13 protein-coding genes and 1 tRNA gene are annotated in these 18,671 nt (G+C 46.1%); 5 read left to right on the forward strand and 9 right to left on the reverse strand.

Going from position 1 to position 18,671, the window contains the following annotated elements; genetic code table 11:
* Window positions 1–33: 33 nt before the first annotated feature.
* The 3 genes from dmeF to MDMS009_RS11005 form a co-directional block, all read right to left on the reverse strand.
* Complete coding sequence (dmeF, locus tag MDMS009_RS10995; protein WP_008291250.1) at window positions 34–963, reverse strand: CDF family Co(II)/Ni(II) efflux transporter DmeF; 930 nt, start codon at window positions 961–963, stop codon at window positions 34–36.
* A gap of 430 nt (window positions 964–1,393) precedes the next feature.
* Window positions 1,394–1,789: a hypothetical protein gene (locus MDMS009_RS11000; RefSeq protein ID WP_052298168.1), complete on the reverse strand. Its 396-nt coding sequence runs from the start codon at window positions 1,787–1,789 to the stop codon at window positions 1,394–1,396.
* Between the two features lie 142 nt (window positions 1,790–1,931).
* Window positions 1,932–2,318, reverse strand: coding sequence for an acyl-CoA thioesterase (locus MDMS009_RS11005; RefSeq protein ID WP_008291762.1), 387 nt, complete (start codon window positions 2,316–2,318; stop codon window positions 1,932–1,934).
* Window positions 2,319–2,510: 192 nt separating this feature from the next.
* Here MDMS009_RS11005 and MDMS009_RS11010 point away from each other — a divergent pair, with 192 nt between their 5' ends.
* The gene (locus MDMS009_RS11010; protein WP_008291236.1) at window positions 2,511–4,256 is read left to right on the forward strand and encodes a pyrroloquinoline quinone-dependent dehydrogenase; all 1,746 of its coding nucleotides are present in this window, start codon (window positions 2,511–2,513) and stop codon (window positions 4,254–4,256) included.
* Window positions 4,257–4,415: 159 nt separating this feature from the next.
* The gene (locus MDMS009_RS16285) at window positions 4,416–4,553 is read left to right on the forward strand and encodes a hypothetical protein (RefSeq protein WP_008291511.1); all 138 of its coding nucleotides are present in this window, start codon (window positions 4,416–4,418) and stop codon (window positions 4,551–4,553) included.
* Between the two features lie 125 nt (window positions 4,554–4,678).
* Here MDMS009_RS16285 and MDMS009_RS16290 read toward each other — a convergent pair whose 3' ends face one another.
* The 4 genes from MDMS009_RS16290 to MDMS009_RS11025 all read right to left on the reverse strand — a co-directional run bounded on the left by MDMS009_RS16290 (window position 4,679) and on the right by MDMS009_RS11025 (window position 15,055).
* Window positions 4,679–4,834 (reverse strand): hypothetical protein, encoded by a 156-nt coding sequence (locus MDMS009_RS16290; protein WP_008291748.1) that lies wholly within the window; start codon window positions 4,832–4,834, stop codon window positions 4,679–4,681.
* Window positions 4,835–4,955: 121 nt separating this feature from the next.
* Window positions 4,956–6,338 (reverse strand): ATP-dependent RNA helicase DbpA, encoded by a 1,383-nt coding sequence (gene dbpA / locus MDMS009_RS11015; protein ID WP_008291231.1) that lies wholly within the window; start codon window positions 6,336–6,338, stop codon window positions 4,956–4,958.
* Window positions 6,339–6,668: 330 nt separating this feature from the next.
* Window positions 6,669–13,322 (reverse strand): two-partner secretion domain-containing protein, encoded by a 6,654-nt coding sequence (locus MDMS009_RS11020; protein ID WP_008291307.1) that lies wholly within the window; start codon window positions 13,320–13,322, stop codon window positions 6,669–6,671.
* A 20-nt stretch (window positions 13,323–13,342) separates the two neighbouring features.
* Entirely contained in the window at window positions 13,343–15,055 is a 1,713-nt protein-coding gene (locus MDMS009_RS11025; protein ID WP_008291755.1) for a ShlB/FhaC/HecB family hemolysin secretion/activation protein, read from the reverse strand.
* 79 nt (window positions 15,056–15,134) lie between these two features.
* Between MDMS009_RS11025 and MDMS009_RS16750 the strand changes: the two genes are divergently transcribed.
* From MDMS009_RS16750 to MDMS009_RS11035, 3 genes are all read left to right on the forward strand, one after another.
* Window positions 15,135–15,320 carry an IS3 family transposase gene (locus MDMS009_RS16750; RefSeq protein ID WP_406564441.1) on the forward strand — a complete coding sequence of 62 codons (186 nt, stop codon included), beginning with the start codon at window positions 15,135–15,137 and terminating at the stop codon, window positions 15,318–15,320.
* A gap of 263 nt (window positions 15,321–15,583) precedes the next feature.
* A complete protein-coding gene (locus tag MDMS009_RS11030) occupies window positions 15,584–16,384 on the forward strand; it encodes a ParA family protein (RefSeq protein WP_008291345.1) in 801 nt (266 codons plus the stop codon).
* Window positions 16,385–16,448: 64 nt separating this feature from the next.
* Entirely contained in the window at window positions 16,449–16,898 is a 450-nt protein-coding gene (locus tag MDMS009_RS11035) for a hypothetical protein (RefSeq protein WP_043888216.1), read from the forward strand.
* A gap of 433 nt (window positions 16,899–17,331) precedes the next feature.
* Here the strand turns inward: MDMS009_RS11035 and MDMS009_RS11040 are convergent.
* A tRNA-Asn gene (locus MDMS009_RS11040) sits at window positions 17,332–17,407 on the reverse strand.
* A 64-nt stretch (window positions 17,408–17,471) separates the two neighbouring features.
* The gene (locus MDMS009_RS11045) at window positions 17,472–18,656 is read right to left on the reverse strand and encodes a pyridoxal phosphate-dependent aminotransferase (protein ID WP_008291282.1); all 1,185 of its coding nucleotides are present in this window, start codon (window positions 18,654–18,656) and stop codon (window positions 17,472–17,474) included.
* Window positions 18,657–18,671: the final 15 nt, after the last annotated feature.

Raw genomic sequence — 18,671 nt, forward strand, 5'->3', positions numbered from 1 at the left:
TTAAAGAATATGGAAAGTCCACCAAAAAGTGGTTTATGAATGAAGACAGTCTTTATCCTGACAACGATGAACCTCGATTGTCAGGTGAGACAGGCGATCAAAATCAGCCAGCAGGTTTTTGTAATAGGCTGTTGATTTTGGCATATCACTGACAATAGTAATGACAGCGGCATAGTGATGGGCGCTGATATGCCAGATATGAAAGTCAGCAATACGGTTATCCGCATCTTGTTCGATTCGGCCTTGAATTGCCTCTAGGTAGGCTTTATCGATACTCCCATCTAATAAAACCGGACTAGTTTCTTTGATAAGACTGATCGCCCACACGCTGATAATTACCGCACCAACAATACCCATAATGGGATCTAACCACAGCAGACCTGCATATTTGGCAGCAACTAATGCCGCAATAGCCAATATTGATGTCAAAGCATCAGCTAAAACATGTAGGTAGGCGGCTTTTAGGTTGTGGTCCAGATGATGTTGCTGCTGGTCGTGACTATGATGGTGGTGATCTTTTAGCAGTAAGGCACTGACCAGGTTGACAGTTAAGCCAAGTATAGCGACAGCAATAGCAGCATTGAATTGAATCGGCTGTGGAGAGAAAAGGCGTTCGACAGACTCGAGCGCCATCATCAGCGCCACCACACCTAATGCTATCGCACTGGTGAAGCTACCTAGAACACTGACTTTACCAGTACCAAATGCAAACGCTGGGTTGTTGGCATGCTTATTTGCATACCGGTAGGCATACAAAGTAATCAAAAAAGCAGCTACATGCGTAGCCATATGCCAGCCGTCGGCCAGAAGAGCCATTGAGCCGAACAGGGTGCCTGCGATCAGTTCTGCAATCATCGTCACGGTTGTTAGTAACAACACATAACGTGTTCGAGTTTCACCCCGTTTGTTAGTGATGACAAAATCGTGATCTTGCTGCCATTTCTCAATGCTGTGTCGATGCATATCAGACCAGAATTAGATTACGAACGATACTTACATGCTAGACGGTCTTTAAGGTTGCAGGCAAAAAAAAGGGGTGAACATAAGTTCACCCCAAAGTCAGCACGTAGACAAGAGAGAAATTACAAACAACATGCAGCTGAAAAGATTGTTTGTATTACGGTTATTGCATCAGCTATGCCAACAATGAAAATAGTATAAAAAACAATGGCTTGATCTTTTATGTGTGTGAGGCACGGACGTGTTTTGCACAAACGTAGTGCGTTATTTTATGGCGTTGCACTAACTTAATTCGGTATATGGAATACGGTTTCACCGTGTCATTAGAATGTTTTTATTCGGCAGGCTCGCCGCACCGCAGTTATCGCTGAGAGTGAGACACAGCAAACTTTGTCAGGTCAGAAAAACCTGTCACTATCCTGTTTCTACACGCTTATTGAAAAACGTGCTGCTGCCTTCTGTCTTCGCCTTTTCTGTGTTCGTGTCTGGCGTAAATGTGTTCTTGAGCAACACGGGTGTGCCTGCGATCATCGCCAATACGTCGATCAGCGTAATGCTTATATGTACATTGACACCTGGACGCATCACAACCGGCAACGGGTAAAGACGTCACTTCATTGGCAAGAAATCGTTTACTGCTAAGTTGAATAACGGCATCACATGCATGAGAACAAGGTTGAATAGTGACAGCATGATAGCGGTTAGGTCCCGTTTCATCATCAATAGCGTCCTGGCTTCGACGCATTGCAGAACGACTTTTCTGCTCTGGCCAAAACCATATTGCCAGTAAAAATAGCGGGATAAGAAGAAGGTATAACCAATCGTTCATTGCACGATACTCCTATTCGGGCGACTACCTGCGTAAATTGGAACAATCCTTATAACGAAGAGTATAACACCTGAGGTATTTTTTACTTCAAATCAACATCTTGTCGCTTTTAGGGAGCACGTCACATCGCACTATTATGGGGTTATGACGCACTAATCGGCGTTGGCTGACGATGATCGTCGATATGCACATAAACAATCAGTGCTGTAGCCACTTTGATGATCTGTTCTTGACCTGCCTGCCGACGTTCACTGAATACCTCAATACCGATGGTGACCGATGTGGTGCCAATTTGAACGTCGTGTGCATAAATACTGACAATGTCACTAACTAACACTGGGGCAAGAAACTGGAAATCTTTTACCGCGACAGTAACCACACGACCACCAGCTTTGCGGCTGGCAATGATGCCTCCAGCAATATCACATTGCGACATTAACCAGCCACCAAAAATATCACCCGCTACATTGACATCGTTGGGTCGCGCCATAATGCGTAAAATCGCATGCTCTTCAGGCAGTGTCTCCATTTAAACTCCTTACATAATGTTTGTTTTAATCTGCCAGAAAATATATCAGCTACAGATAATACAGTCGTCCTATTGTATTAGAGCAGGTATTGCCTTATCTGAGAGGTTTGAATGATTTGAACAGTTATTTTGGGAGCTTAAGTTGTATAGTTGTTGTCAGCAATCATCTATCAAATATAAAAAGAGAACATGATGAATAAGTATGTAGCCATAGCCTGTTTATTGTTCACACACTCCACTGTCGTGCTGGCGGATGATAGAGAATGGTCCGTATTTGGTGGTAATAACTTACATCAACGGCATTCACCATTAACGCAAATTACACCCGATAACATTCAAAACCTGGCGCCGGCTTGGCAATTTAACACCGGTAATAAAGCGACATTTCAAGCAACGCCGATTGTGAGATCGGGGGTGATGTACGTGTCGTTACCATTCAATGATGTGGTGGCGTTGAGCGCGAAGAGTGGTGAGTTGATATGGCGTTACCAGCATGATCGGATTGAATCGCGGGAAATGTGTTGTGGCCCTGCTAATCGCGGTGTTGCAGTAACAGATGATCATGTTTTTATGGGCACCGTAGATGGGCGTTTAATTGCCTTGGATGTGAATACTGGGAAAAAAGCCTGGGACAAAGATGTCACGCAAGGTGACAGTGGTATACAAGAAGATGTTGCTTCCTTAGCCGGTGGCACAGAAGGTGAGGTCTCAGGCACCTCAGGTGTTGGTTTAAATATGGCACCGATGGTTTACAACGGTAATGTGATTATCGGTATCACTGGTGTCGGCTATGGCTTGCACTTAGACTCACCAGACCCAGATGCGCCATTGGGCGCTGTGGTTGGTATTGCCGGAAAATATGGGCGTCGCGGTTTTCTTGCTGCTTATGATGTTGAAACCGGTGAGCAACGCTGGCAGTTTGACACCATTCCGGAGCAAGGTTGGGAAGGTGATTATTTAGCCACCACGCCAGATGGTGAACTGTTGCCGCGCGATATTGAAGCCGAAAAAGCATCTGCTGAGCAGTACGCTGATGCTTGGCGTTATGGTGGTGGCTCTGCCTGGAGCACGCCAGCCATCGATCATGACACGGATACTTTATTTTTTGGCACGGGTAATCCTTCACCACAAATGGAAGGATCGTCACGTCCCGGTGATAATCTTTATACCTCTTCGCTGGTGGCTCTGGATGCCAATACCGGCAAAATAAAATGGCACTTCCAACAGGTGCCTCATGATATGTGGGGCTACGATGTCGCGAGCCCACCAGTACTGTTTGATGTGCATCAAGACGGTAAAACCGTGGCTGCAGTAGGGCAGGCAGGCAAAACCGGCTGGTTTTATGTCATTAATCGTGAAACCGGAAAACTATTATTCAAAAGCGATGCTTATGTGCCGCAGCAGAATTTGTTTCAGCCGCCATCTGAAGCGGGCACCGTCATTTATCCGGGCGTGCTTGGCGGTTCAAACTGGTCACCTGTTGCTTTAGATGCCAAGCGGAGACAGGTGTATATAGCAGGTATTCATTGGCCTGTTAATTACAGTCTGCATCAGTTACCGGAGAAGCATGGCAAAGCCGGGTTAAAGTACTCATCAATGGCACCGCTTGATACCGATGAGCGCTATGGCCTGTTGAGCGCCATCAATCTCGATACCGGTAACCTTGTCTGGCAGCATAAAACACCAAATCCCTTATTAGGCGGTGTATTGAGTACGGATTCGGGCTTGGTTTTTAGTGGTGAGGGCAGTGGTGAGTTATTTGCACTGGATGCCGCCTCTGGCGATAAAGTCTGGTCCGGTTCGTCAGAAGCGGGTGTTAATGCTCCACCCATCAGTTATGAGGTGGATGGCAAACAGTACATCGCAGTTGTCAGTGGCGGTAACAAACTATTTGGGTATAAAAGTGGTGATGCTATCAAAGTCTGGTCATTACCCTAAGCCTCGCCACGATGACGCTAAATGCCCGTTAACGATGACTCATACTTGATAGTGCGGGCATTGCAGTATTCTGAAACATCTCATAAACAGTGACGATGTTAAGTTTTTCTTAATGTTGAATCGCTAACCTAGCCTCGTTGCTTAACCAGCGAGGCTGCTATGAAATCTACACCGTCAACTGAATTGCATTTTTCCGGCAAATACGCTGAAACGCATGCGCAAGCGTATTTTGAAAAACACCATGATGGTTTTTGGCGTAAACGTTCAGATTGGCGTGACAAACACGTCGCCAGATAAGCGCTGAAGTATGCGATTTGGCGAACTTATGTGCTTGAGAAGAACGGTGCGAGGTACTACTAGACTCCGCAATTTGCCGTTAGATTAATTTCTTCACCAACAACGTAGCGTATTGATAATAGTATTTATATCCAGTTTCGGGCTCGCATGATGAGGATGGCGGCAGTACCAAATGCGATGCCAGAGATAAAGGCAAAAGCATTATCAATGGAGAATGGTAGCGTGAAGCCTGAGCCCAGATAGAAAATTGGCATAATGTTGTAAATTGGTGTGGGTAACATCGATAACATCCTTGTTTGATATTAATAACACAACGCTTTTGAAACTAGCGCGACACCCGTTCAAAAAAACGTAAATTCATCATAAAAAGAAACAGGTTTTAGAGCAAGTACTATTGAAAACTTATTTTAGTTTTCTTGCACGGACATTTCGCCCTTTAATTTTTCCTTGTGAAAAATAACTCAACGCTTGTCTTATCGCGCTCTTTTCAATTGCTACATAGCTCGACATATCAAAGATATCAATCTTACCGATCTGCGAGCCTTTCAAACCGGCATCACCAGTCAATGCGCCTAAAATATCACCGGGTCGTAATTTGCCTTTTCTACCGGCATCAATCTGTATCGTTGCCATTGGTGCCTGTAGCGAAAAATCAACATTGTTATTGAGTAACGTTAGTTCATCGCAAGGGCAGGGGCGATTTGAGTATTCTTCAATGGCTAGAATCCGTGGTGTCTCATTCGGTGTGACGATACTCATTGCCAAACCGGTTTGGCCGGCACGACCTGTACGACCAATGCGATGAACGTAGACTTCAGGATCACGTGGCAACTCATAGTTAATCACCATTTGTAAGGCTTTGATATCAAGCCCACGTGCGGCGACATCGGTGGCGACTAAGACTGGACAACTGTTATTGGCAAAGCGAACCAAGACCTGATCGCGATCACGTTGGTCTAAATCACCATGAATCGCTAATGCATCAATTTGCTCATTGTTTAAGAAGTCAGCAACGTCGTCACACTGCTTTTTGGTATGACAGAAAACAACACAGGTTTCCGGTTGGTAATGTGCGAATAAGCTCAGTAGGGCTGTATTGCGATCGTGTTTACTGACTTCGTAGAAAACTTGTTGGATGACTTCTTTGTTGTGCTCGGCTTCAACTGTGACGGTAACCGGGTTACGTTGAATCTGACGACTCATGTGTTGAATGGTGTCAGGGTAGGTCGCAGAGAATAATAAGGTTTGTCGGTTTTTGGGGGTTTGCCCAATAATCGCTTGCATGGCGTCAGCAAACCCCATGTCCAGCATACGATCCGCTTCATCAAGCACTAAGGTGGTGAGACCATCTAGCTTTAGCGTGTTTTTACGAAGGTGATCCTGCACACGCCCCGGTGTTCCTACAACGATATGTGCACCGTGTTCCAATGAGCCTATTTGGGGACCAATCGGCTTACCACCACACAACATCACCAGTTTGATATTCGGCATAAAACGCGCAAGTTTACGAATTTCCTTACCGACCTGTTCAGCCAGTTCACGGGTGGGGCAAAGCACTAATGCCTGAGCGCCGAAAAAGCGTGGGTTAAGTTTCTGCAATAGCCCTATCCCAAACGCTGCCGTTTTGCCGCTACCGGTTTTGGCTTGGGCAATAAGATCGTTTCCTTTCAGAATTTCTGGCAGGCTCTGCGCCTGTATTGCGGTCATGCTCTCATAGCCGAGCGAATCAAGTGCATCTAGCTGCGCTTTACTTAACTGAAGGGAACGGAAACTATCGTTAGCCATGATGAATTATTCTCGGAGATGTGGAATACGGAGGTCAAAATAAGCACAGTCGCATCAAGTAAATTAAATACAAAAATCCTGAAAAGGTGACTTTTCAGGATTTTTGATAATCGTGAGAATTCAGCGAATCGGCGTTAAATAATCAAATTTTGTGATGCTATCTGATTATTGCTTGGTTTGACTCTAAACCATAATTTTAGCATATGTTAAAACGTGATTATGTTATTACCTTATGGCTTATCTTTTTAAGCTAAGGCTGACCCTTATCCCACAAAGCGCGAATCAAGACTTCCCATAATCGCTTAATGGCATGTTAGTTATTGAGACGACCTATTGTTCAATAGAAATGGTTTTCTCCATGAACGTGCCATCATTAAGTGGAATTTTTACAACGACATCCAGCTTGCCGGTAAAGTCAGTCGGCGGCGTGGCGTTGATTTCACCGGTGGTAGCGTCGACTTTGACCCAATCAGGTGCGGGTTGACCATTGTCACTGGTTAGCTCAAGAGACTGGCTGGTATCACGGTTATCCGGCAGACTGATGCTTCGTTGATTGTCTGTTACAGCTGGGTTATTGACTGTAACCTGAGTATTCGTAGCGGTATCATCCTGAGTTTGTGATGTTCCCTTATTGCTATCATCCGTGTTGGCTGACTGTGTTGAGCTATCATTATCACCACCGTCTTTATGTTTCTCGGCACCAGCATCCACTTCTACCACATAGCCTTTATCTACATCGGTCTTCGCAATATTAATCACCTTACCATTGAGTGAAGCATCTTCATCCAGTTTGGTTTCCTGATTAACAATGGTGTCAGCATTAAGACTGGTGTTACCGCCTGACTTGATTTGCGTGACTTGGCCTTGCTGCTGATCAATATCTGTCAAACCGAGGTTGACGGTACCTTCCTGATCCGTTTTGCTAGCTGAAGCTTCAACGCTGACAGAGCGACTATTTTCTTGGCTAATATCACGCGCTTCCAGAAGATTGATATTGTTCTCGGCGGTGACATCAATATTATTTCCAGCCTCTATCTGACTACCTTCAAAGTTGACGTCATTGCCTGAGGTGATAGAAATATTATTACCGGACTTAATGCTCGTACCCGTATTGGTGACGTCTAGTTTTTCACCGGTTTCTATACTGCCTTTGAATTTACCACTGGCACCATCTTTTTTGCTGGCGGCTAGTTCAACTTCAATGCTGCGGGCGTCTTTATTTTCTGTTTTGATATCTTTGGCTGAATTGAAGTTAACATTGCCTTTTTCTGAGCCAATAGTGACATTCTGACCGGCCTCCATTTGTACGCCTTCAAATGTGGCATCATCGGTGGTGTTAATTGTAAGGTTGCCGCCAGATTTGAGGCCACCCACCACCGCGTTGGATTCAAATTTGCTCTCATCGCCATCGGCATATTTGCCACTAAGAATGCCACCGACGCCGCCGATCATTGCAGCTTTACCTTCGGCTTCGAGTTGAACGCTGCCCTTGGTGTCGGTTTTGGTATCACGAGCCGCCTGGTAGTCGAGTGATTTGGCATTGAGCGTAATATTTTCGCCAGCTTCCATTTGAGTGCCGATCAATACGGTTTCTTCTTGACTGGTTGAGGTGATCGAGCCGCCCGCTTTGTAGCTACTGGTAACAGCCTTTTCGCTGCTGCTGAATTCACTGGTTTCAGCCATTTTCAGTTGTGCCCGGGCGCCGGCAGAGGCATCACGTTCGCCATCATTACCAGCACTCTTGCCGATAGTGCTTTTCTGGGCGCCACTCCCCACTTTACCCTCACCGCCGACATAGGCGCCAACGCGTGCGTCAGTCGACTCTGAGGTGGAGATTGACCACTCTTTATCGGTCACAGCCTGTTCAATGATCTTATTCGCAGACTGTACGATATTATTACCGGCTTCTAGTTGTGTGCCTTGATCCAGAAGGGTTTCATCTGCATTGCGGTTGATGTTGCCACCGGCCTTAAAGGTATTAACTTGGTTAGTGGTACTACCTTGCTCCTGATACGTGCTATTGGTTGCACGACGAAGACCGGCAGAAGAACTGCCCTGAGCAGTCGCCTCAGCCTTGGCACCACCCGAAGTGGGGCTGGCTAGCGCGCCCAAGCCGGCGCCCAACCCGAGGTTTCCGTCAACATAAGTGCCTGTTGTGGTCTGGCTATATGATGACGTCGTCACGGTTTTATCTTCGGCGGCGATATTAATGATATTGGTAGCATCAATATCAATGTTATTTCCCGCTTCCACGTCAGCGCCCTGGAACACGGCATCTTTCTCCGCGTTGATAGTCAGGTTGCCCCCAGCTTTCAGGTTTGATTTGGTATGGGTCAGCGTCTGAGTGGTTTGCTGACTCACTTCTTCACGATTACCAAACGTGGCGACACCGTTGGCCTCGCCTTTGCCTTCAGAACCGGCTTTTGCATTGGCTGACATCCCCGTGGCCTGAGCCATGGCATTGCCCATTGCCGAGACATCACCATCGAGGAATACACCTGCCTTGGATGTGGTGGTGGTGCGGGAAACGAAAGACTCATTGCGGCCTGCCAGTACTTCAACATTCTCGGCATTTAGAGTCACGTCATCACCGGCGTTTAGGTTGGAGCCTTGTAGAACGACATCGCCACCGGCATTAACGCTGACGCCTTCACCAAAGCTGAGATTGGAGGCGACACTGGTTTTCTTGCCTTGTTCAATTACATCAACGGTCGTTTTAGCGACATTAAACTCTGCACCACCTGTTGCGCCGGCATTGCCGCTAGCACCAGCATTGGCCGTTTTGACGCCACCGTCTGAATCACTGCTTGTCTGACTACCGCTGTTTGATGAACCGGCCTTATCAAAAGAGAACATGGTTGAGGTAACGGTGACTGAACGTGACCATTCTTCGTCCAAACCATCCAGAATCAACACATCATTCCCAGTATTGATATCACCGCTGCCTGCAACGGTCATATCTGAACCTTGCTGCACCATGTTGTTACCGGCATCAACAGATAGGTTGCCGCCAACCTGAATATCGGAGCCGACATTCGTGCCTTTAAAGGTATCGATGGTGGTTTTCTGTTTGCCATAAAGCCCGCCACCGACACCCATACCGGACTTTGTGATTTCAGTCTGAGTGATTTCTTTATCTTGGCGCGCCAGTACATTGAAGTTACCACCGGCATTAACGTTCAGATCGCCACCGACATTAGCTTGACTGCCTGCAATGGTTGTATTGTTACCGCTCGACAGGTTGAGGTCGCCACCACTGCTGACTTGGGAGCCGATATTGGTTTCCGTTGTTGTGGTAGTGGTGATTAGTGTGTTGCTGCCCTTGGCAAAACCGCCTGTGCTGTAAAAGGTGCTTGATGAGCGCGTAGTTTTATCGACAATGGTGTCAACCGTGATATCGTTTCCGGCAGACAGGCTGGCATCACCACCGGCTTTAACTTCTGCACCCGTTATCGTGATGTCTCTGGCCGCATTCAGGCTCAAATCACCACTGGCAGTGATCCCTGCAGTTTTACCAATCTCGGTCGAGGCGTTCATATTATCGCCGCGGGTGACCGCGAGAGTTTCATTATTGATACTGCCTTGTGTCGAAGTCAGTTCAACATCTGTGCCGGAGATATTGCCACTACGGTTGTTGATATCACCTTCACTGGTCAGTTTGAGGCTTTCATCAGCATTGATAGAACCACCGATGTTATCGAGACTTTCGACTTCAAGATCGATATTTTGGGCGGTAATCGTTGCACCATTCAGCACGGCATCCTTGGTTGTCTGAGATAAATACACGACAGGCTTTAGAGCTTTCTGACCGTTGATCTCAGTTTCAACCATCCACACAATATCGCTATCCAGGTTCGCTACTTGTTCGCCTGTCAGCGCTTCGCCAAAGACTAAGCCGAGCTGACTTTGTTGTGTTGCGGCTGATTCGTACATATCACCAATCATGGCGATTTCTGAGCTGTAACCATTGACGATATTGTTGCCGGTCTCGTTGATCAGCTGCTGGCGGATCAGAAAGTTTTCATAAGCCGCATCGCCCAAGCGTAGGCCGATTTGATCGACGTCCAGACCCAGTCGGTCCAGAAGAAAATCAGAACCCAATGCATTACCATTGACGAAACGTGGATTCGTCTCAACCAGGTAACCGGATTGTGGATTCTGAGAGACGACAAATACGCCATTAGGATTGGTCGGTAATGGTGCTGTAAAGGTGCCTGTGTTGGGTGCTGTCACATTGCTGGGGCTAGCTGCGGACGGTGCACCGAGGTTGTTTGCCGGCCCGACGCGACCGGAGAGAGTGCCACCCACATAGATACCGGCATTCACGCGCTGGATTACGCCAAAGCTCCCAGTGCGGACTTTGACTGAGTTCTGCTCGGCATCAGCATCGGACGCCGCTTCAGTCCAAACATTGTTAAAAACCCAGTTGCGTCGATTAGAGCCATCAAAGTCGGGAATGGTATACGGAGTACCGTCACCTAGATAGGCTTGAACCCGACTTCCGGGCGGATTGCTCCATTGAGCATAGTTGACTGGATACCAGTAATTGGTGCCGCCCGGATATTGTTCAAACAGTCGTTTACCCGTGTACTCCAGATCCTCGATGAATAATTCCTGATTAGTGAATGTGCCCGAACCCGTGACATGTAAATTGCCAGCTGTGGAGATTAAACCGGCATTATTAGTGAAACTACCAGCGCCGTAATTGATAGTGAGGTTACTGCCGGATATCAACTGTGGCTTGAAGAAACTGGTATCAATCGTGAAATATTCCTGCACCCTGTAAAAGGTGGTCGTTACACGAAATTGATTGCGCTCATCACTGGCTTTACGGATGTAGAATGTTTCCGGCTGATCCGGATCCCGGTTGGCTGACCATCTGCAGTCAGTCAGAGCCCCAACCACCTGACACAAATTGAGGGCTTTATAATTACTCAAGTCTGTGCTGACACCGTTCCAGAACACCGAAGAGGTATTGATGTTACTCACACCGGAGGAATTAATGATGTGGTAGTTATAGAAACTACCTGCATTAATATTCAGTGTCCCGTAACTATAGATTTCCCCAGTGGCTGGCCTGTTTATCACGGCACCATTGCTGGCGTTTAATGCAAGGGCATTGTTGGCGAAAATAGCACCGTAGTTACTGATGTCGGCATTGTTGGCCGTCAGATTAAGCACATTATTGGAGGATAAAGCCCCTGTAGTACTGTTAAACAGGCTATTACCGCTGACAGTTAGGGTGCCATCGGAGTGGATATGACCATAGTTATTAACTGCGCCGCTGCTACTTAACAGGCTGGAATTAGCTGCTTGGGTACCTGCATAAATAAAGGCATTAAAGTTCCCGCTACGACCATTAGTCAGGCTACCTAAAGTCGCCTGAATGCCGGTATCTGCCCTTACTGTGCCCTGATTGTCGAGTGCGCCGGCGGTGATGCTGATTTGACCATTATCGGCGATGATTTTGCCGTTATTGGTGACAGTGCCTGCAGCGTTTAAAGACAGAGTGCCGCCATCCGACTGAATACCCTGTGAAGCGCCATTACTGGTGCTGATATTACCGGTCTGGCTGGTGAGGTTAATGTTTGTAGCTGTGACGACCGTATCGTCGAGGCTGATATCACCACTAGTGGCAGTGAGGCTAACGCTGTCGCTAGCTTGAATTGTTGATGAATCTGCAGCAAACACATAACTGCCAGCGGTGCTGTTGATATCACCAGCCGAGGTCCAAACGGTACCACCGCTAGTCATGGTGCCACTTAGCGAATGCGTCAGTGTGTGCTGGGCGAAGCGAACATTGTTATCATCCGCGACGGTATTGGTTTTACTGTCGTTCAGTTTGGCGGCGCTGATAGTAAGGTTCTGCTCAGCATAGAGAGAACCGCCTTCCAGTTCGATAGTACCGTTGTCGGCAGTGAGGGTGATATCGGATCGGGCTGAGATATTGGCATCATTGAGTGCAATCGCCTGAAGTTCGGCACTGTCGGAATTGATAGTGAGACTGGTTTCAGCCGACACGGTATTTGTCATGACAATATTGCCGGCTACATCCATCGTGAAGCTGGAAGCCGTTGCCGCCATATCACCTCGCATGCGGACACCGACACCTGCGTCGGTGGCTTTGATATGTATTCGGTTGGCATACATACCTCCCAAGGCGGTTGAATCAACCGCATAGGAGGGGGCCACTTCAACGGCATCAATTGATGATGCCGAACCTGATGCATAGTCCCACTCATTGGCACCGCTTGTGATGCTCAGATCTTTAGCATTAATTTGAGCATTGATTGTGGCACTTCGGGAAACAATATTGAAATAACTTTGTGCAGTAGCATCCAGACCAGAGCCATCAAACAAAATGTCGCCCTGATTAACGGTAAAACCGCTCAATTGTCCCGAGCCGTTAATATTAGGCTGACCCGTGGTTAAGGTGACACGGTCGGTATTGATAAAGCCGCACCCGTTACAGGTAATGCCGTAGGGATTGGCGACAATGACATCAGCCTGACGTCCCACAACTTCGGTATAACCGGCAAGGGTACTACGGTTGGGCGCAACAACTTCATTGAGAATAACGCGGGCTTCACTGCTAAGGTTGGTATTCGAAAGAATTTGCCCGGCTAATTGAGACTGTCTGGTGATTTGACTGCTGTTGGCATTATTTAGAATAAGACCATTGGCATTGACGTTGTAGTCAGTAAATTTGTTATGTGATAAACCCGCTGTATTCGCTTTATTAATATCAACGACTGGCACGCCATTAGGAGCATTGTAAACATCAGTGGAGCCCGAACCGGGTGCAACCACAACACCACCGGCGTGTAAAACAGCACTAAAACTCAGTAAACTGGCGCTCACAAGGGCATGACGTAGGCGGGCAGATTTCCCCCTTGCGCCAGCCAGTTCAGAGACGGCAACAAAAGCACTCAGCTGTTCATTCCAGATAAGCTTATAGACGTGGTTGAGTGATGCACGTTTCATATTACAATCCTTGTTTAAGCTTAAATTTTTAATGTGACTTTAAAGTACATTTGGAAACCTTCATCTTTGAGTCCACTGCTATAAGTCACCGGCTGAACACCTGATAAATCAATATCAATATTTTTAGAGGCTGCGGTGATGCCTGCCACCACACCCGTTATCCGGCCACCATCAAATGCATTTCTTTTTCGGATCGCACCCATGTCATATGCAATATAGGGTTTCAAGAAAACGACCTGATCCATGATGATTTTTTGTGACGGAAGTCCGAGTTCGTTACGCCAGAAAAAGCCATGGTCGCCAGCCATTGAGGTATCTCTGTAACCACGGACGCTAAATGGGCCACCGATTGAAATTTGTTCTGAGCCATACAACACATCAACACCATGTTGCCCAGAAAAACTACTGCTGAATACGGCATTTTTATTGCCGACTTGAAACGGTTTGGTCCAGTAAATATTGCTTGTCCACTTTTGAAATTGTGCACGGGGTGCTTCGTCCGGCAGGTTGGCTTCATCCTCTAGTGCATTGAAGGCCTTGATACCCCAGATATGATTGAGTTGCAGGGTTAGGGCGCCGCCTAAAAAACGTGTACTCCAACTCGCTCCTAGATCAAACAATGATAAGCGTCGACTGCTAACTTCAAGTAACTGCCCAGCAAGAAAGTTATCTGTAGATTTTGCTGTTATGGCAGCAGATATACTGACTCTATTAATGGCATCGCGATAGGCGAGATAATCAGCTATAAAAGAGGTGTTTTCGGAATCACCGGAGGCGATTAACTCTCCACCGGGAAGCGCTAAGGTGGTGGCATAGTCAGACCAGTTGTGCGATAGAGAAAAGGTCCAGTAGTGGTATGGAACACTCAGGTAAAGTGAGTTTGAACGACTATGCTGTTTACCGAAATTTCCTTCGGTAGTGCGGCGGTGGGTGTAACTGAAAAGCTCATTTAATCCTAGGATGTTTTCCAATGCCAGGTTGAGGCCAAGTTGTTCCTCACCGGTTGTTGTGGTGCCAAGGTTGTCATAGGTGGTATTGAGGAAATAACGTTTAGATGGGGCATTTTTTATCAGAACGACACTATTTCCTGGCGTCTCTCCAGGCAAAATCTCCATCACTGCATTGTTTGAACGTAAACGGTTAATTTGATCCAGACCTTGCTCGATATCACGGAGGTTCAAAACATCGCCAGATGAAGCGGGCAGTGCTGTAGCTAGGTTAATGTTCCTGGCACCCAGTGTATTGTTATCAAGCATTAACTTTTCTATTTTGCCTTCGATAACAATGATTTTAAGTGTGCCAGAAGCAAGGCTTTGCGGTTCGATATAAGCACGGGTCGTGATGTAGCCATGATCAATATAAAACTTGGTGACCTCAGCAAGTAACAGCTCAATATCTGTCACGCTCATGCAGGTATTAAGAAAAGGGTGATTCAGTGTTTGACGTTGTGAGTCAGGGAGAAGGGGGGCACCTTCGTAAATAATGGTGGTGACATCGCGACACATCTCAGTGTCAGCGGCTTTTTTATCGAGGTCAGGTGAGGTGATTTCTATATTGCTTTTGGGACGGCTTCTTTCAAACTCTAACCTGTCCTGTTCAATACGGCGTTGTTGATCACGCTGAATTCTGTCGGCTTCTTGATTGGCTCTGTTTAGCTGGTCTGAAGTTGATGCTGAATAGCTAAATGGTGAAATGAGGCAGAATAGTAAAAAGCTAATGAGTTGCTTAGACACATTAATTCCATTTTTTTGTGATTTTTGTCACAAATTTACAGGCAAACCGGCGTTTTTTCCAGTTTTTGTAAAGTGGTAAGTGACGAGTGTCTTTAATTTAGCTCTAGATGTATTCGATTACCGCGAGTGTTTTTATAACCCAAAACGTCGTCATTTAACATTAGGCGGAATTAGTCCGGTAAATTTGAAAAAGGCTATGCGGTCTAAGCTATGTGTACATGACTTTGTGGGAAACCCAAATAAGTGCACATTGGATTGCCACTAAATTGTTGGAACCCTTTCAGCCATCTAATGGACTGCCTTATTACCTTTAGCAATTTGCCTAAGTCCTCCTACCATCACTATCTCCCACCATGTAATCTGATATCTACATCAAAGCAAGTGCCAGAAAAATAAATTAATATCATTAAAATCAATTTGTTATAGATTATACCTAATAAATAAATTGAATTTCAGTTGCAACTAAGCAAAAAAAACTTGTTTAATTTCTACACATTGAGGCGTTTGGGTATTGAAGGATAGTTGGCTATGGAAGTATGGGCGGTTGCTAATCAAAAAGGTGGCGTAGTAAAAACCACAACGACTATCAGTCTTGGCGGTCTATTAGCAGATAAAGGTCATCGGGTACTCGTCATAGATATCGACCCTCAAGGATCGATGACCACTTACTTTGGTTATAACCCGGAAAGCATTGAGGCCAGCGTAACCAATTTACTCCGTGCAGAAAATGTCACACGCTCCGATGTGCAGGCAGTAGTAAAAAAAACAAACGATCCAAATTTGTCTTTGTTACCTGCCAGTGTTGGTCTGGCCACTATAGAAAGAAGTGGCTCACAAGCTGGTATGGGCTTAAAAATGACCAAGGCAATTTCAAAGGTTTGGAATGACTTTGATTATGTGCTTATTGATAGCCCACCTGTTCTAGGCACGTTAATGATTAACGCAATAGCAGCTTGTGATCATTTACTGGTGCCAGTCCAGACAGAGTTTTTGGCACTTAAAAGCTTGGAACGAATGTTGCGAACCGTCTCAATGGTGACAAAGTCTTTAAATAAAGAACTTGATTACACGGTTATCCCCACACTCTACGACCAACGAACAAAAGCTTCTGTGCTAACTCTGCAGACATTACGCAGTGACTATCATCTAAATGCATGGCCGTCTTTTATTCCAGTCGATACCAGATTCCGAGACGCCAGTAAGCAAGGTGTCACGCCAAGCCAATTTGACGCTGAAAGTCATGGCGTAGTCGCTTATAAAGGGTTACTTGAAGAATTGATGAGCAAGTCTCAACAAAACGATACGCACCGTTCACGTCTTAGCATGTGATAAGGCGAGCTTCGTAATTTAGAAACTTTTTACTAAAAGCCTCCGCACTTAGGAACAATCATCCATGCATATTACCTACCGTACATATCTCTTTACTCAAGAAAGTATGAAAACCAAAATGGTACCTAATGGCTATTTCAGGTGTCTGTTCACAAAGCAGCAGGCAATGCCGAACTATGCCAACCAAGATATTCAAGTTTTTGAGGCACAGATCATCGTTGAGAAAGATGGAACTGAAATACTGCGTGGCATTAAGGTTTGGTATCTGAAAATTGACGATCAGGGCTATATCAAAAACCGGTCAATGCACCTATACGATAGCCGGGAAATCAAAAAAATTGAACAGGACTATATCTTAAAAAATAACGATGACTTATTACAAAGTTACGTTGATGGTTTGTTGAGTGATGAGACAAACAACAGGCCGGTTAAAGAAAAATCTCAGAGCGTCAGTAGCAGGATATCGACTTTTTTTAAAACGCTGAACCCTGCCGAACACTTACTGACTTACTAGCCCATTCACCCTTTATCCATTAAGCCATGCTCATTTGATGCAGAGAAGCATGGGCTATACGTGCATAGTTCAGGTTCTACCCAGTTTCGACGGACGGTTTAAAAACGGTTGAAACTCCACAGTTGCAGGAAATTGTCTACGATACCTAGGGGAGTCCAGTGATGGGTGACGCCTAATTAGCGATCAGTGTGGTGGCCGCGAGGTGTCACACGAGAAAGCCCCGGCTTGCATGGTTCATCAGCTTATAACGGCGGCTGACACCTGAAGGTGACTGACGGCGCATCTGCCATACGGCGAACTGTTCATATCTTCAAAAGTGGAACGCAATCCAGTGATATCACGGTAGGCGATCAATCCGGAAAAATAATTGCAGGAGTTTTAGACGGGCAATAAAAAAGGGCTTAGCTTTATAAGCTAACCCCTTATTATATTTTGGCTCCCCGAGCTGGACTCGAACCAGCGACCCAATGATTAACAGTCATTTGCTCTACCAACTGAGCTATCGGGGAACAGAAAGATGCGTATGATAGAGGCTTGAACCGGACAGGTCAAGCCTCGAAATGCATTAATTTCCTAGGCAATAAATTCTGCGATGCGATTCAGTGCGTTACGCAGATTATCTTCACTGGTGGCAATCGATAGACGAACGTGGTTTTTCAAACCGAACGCAGTTCCCGGTACTACAGCCACGCCTTTTTCAACGAGCAATGCTTCAGCAAAGTCCATATCGTCTTTCAATTCAGGCTTGCGTTCCAATACGCCAGCAATATTGGGGAACACGTAGAACGTGCCATCTGTTTCCAATGAGTCGATGCCTGACATGTCATTTAGTGTCGACACCACGAAGTCATGACGCTTTTTAAATTCAGCTAACATCGATTGTATGCAGGTTTGATCGCCGTTTAACGCCTCAACAGCCGCTGCTTGCGAGATAGAGGCCGGGTTAGAGGTACTTTGTGATTGCACTTTTTTCATCGATGCAATCAGATCCGCGGGGCCTGCGGCATAACCAATACGCCAGCCGGTCATTGAATAAGCTTTTGAAACACCGTTCATGACTAAAGTTCTGTCATAGAAATCAGGGTTAGCGTTGAGAATATTGCAGAAAGGTTCATCAGCCCAATAAATATGTTCGTACATATCATCGGTAGCAATCAGGATGTCCGGGTGTTTACGCAAGACCTCGCCAAGTGCTTTCAATTCATCCATGCTATATGCCATGCCCGTCGGGTTAGATGGGCTGTTAATGACAAATAAACGGGTTTTGTCAGTAATTGCAGCTTCTAGCTGTGCTGGTGTGATTTTGAATTGATTTTCCTGTCCGGCTTCGATAATGACTGGCTTACCATCAGCAAGTAAGGTCATATCGGGGTATGATACCCAATACGGTGCAGGGATAATGACTTCATCACCCGCTTGAATATAAGCTTGAGCCAGATTGAAGAAGCTTTGTTTGCCACCCACAGATACCAGAATTTGATTGGCTTCGTAGTCGAGACCATTATCACGTGAGAACTTTTTGATGATGGCCTGTTTCAAATCGGGTGTACCATCAACTGGAGTGTATTTAGTTTTGCCGCTATTGATTGCTTCAATGGCAGCTTGTTTAATGTGTTCAGGGGTATCGAAATCGGGTTCGCCCGCACCCAGACCAATCACATCTTTTCCTTCGGCTCTTAATGCCGCTGCACGAGCAGTGATTGCTAAAGTGGGAGATGGTTTGATGTTTTGAACGCGTTGGGAGAGCTTGATAGTCAAAATCTTTCCTTCATT

It is taken from the genome of Methylophaga thiooxydans DMS010 (genome assembly GCF_000156355.1).
GTDB lineage: Bacteria > Pseudomonadota > Gammaproteobacteria > Nitrosococcales > Methylophagaceae > Methylophaga > Methylophaga thiooxydans.

What these genes read in the sequence shown, in the direction of transcription:
- MDMS009_RS16290 (WP_008291748.1), bottom strand. Translation starts at nt 4,834, where the DNA reads ATGTTACCCACACCAATTTACAACATTATGCCAATTTTCTATCTGGGC.
- MDMS009_RS11005 (WP_008291762.1), bottom strand. Translation starts at nt 2,318, where the DNA reads ATGGAGACACTGCCTGAAGAGCATGCGATTTTACGCATTATGGCGCGA.
- dmeF (WP_008291250.1), bottom strand. Translation starts at nt 963, where the DNA reads ATGCATCGACACAGCATTGAGAAATGGCAGCAAGATCACGATTTTGTC.
- dbpA (WP_008291231.1), bottom strand. Translation starts at nt 6,338, where the DNA reads ATGGCTAACGATAGTTTCCGTTCCCTTCAGTTAAGTAAAGCGCAGCTA.
- MDMS009_RS11030 (WP_008291345.1), top strand. Translation starts at nt 15,584, where the DNA reads ATGGAAGTATGGGCGGTTGCTAATCAAAAAGGTGGCGTAGTAAAAACC.
- MDMS009_RS11020 (WP_008291307.1), bottom strand. Translation starts at nt 13,322, where the DNA reads ATGAAACGTGCATCACTCAACCACGTCTATAAGCTTATCTGGAATGAA.
- MDMS009_RS16285 (WP_008291511.1), top strand. Translation starts at nt 4,416, where the DNA reads ATGAAATCTACACCGTCAACTGAATTGCATTTTTCCGGCAAATACGCT.
- MDMS009_RS11035 (WP_043888216.1), top strand. Translation starts at nt 16,449, where the DNA reads ATGCATATTACCTACCGTACATATCTCTTTACTCAAGAAAGTATGAAA.
- MDMS009_RS11010 (WP_008291236.1), top strand. Translation starts at nt 2,511, where the DNA reads ATGAATAAGTATGTAGCCATAGCCTGTTTATTGTTCACACACTCCACT.
- MDMS009_RS11000 (WP_052298168.1), bottom strand. Translation starts at nt 1,789, where the DNA reads ATGAACGATTGGTTATACCTTCTTCTTATCCCGCTATTTTTACTGGCA.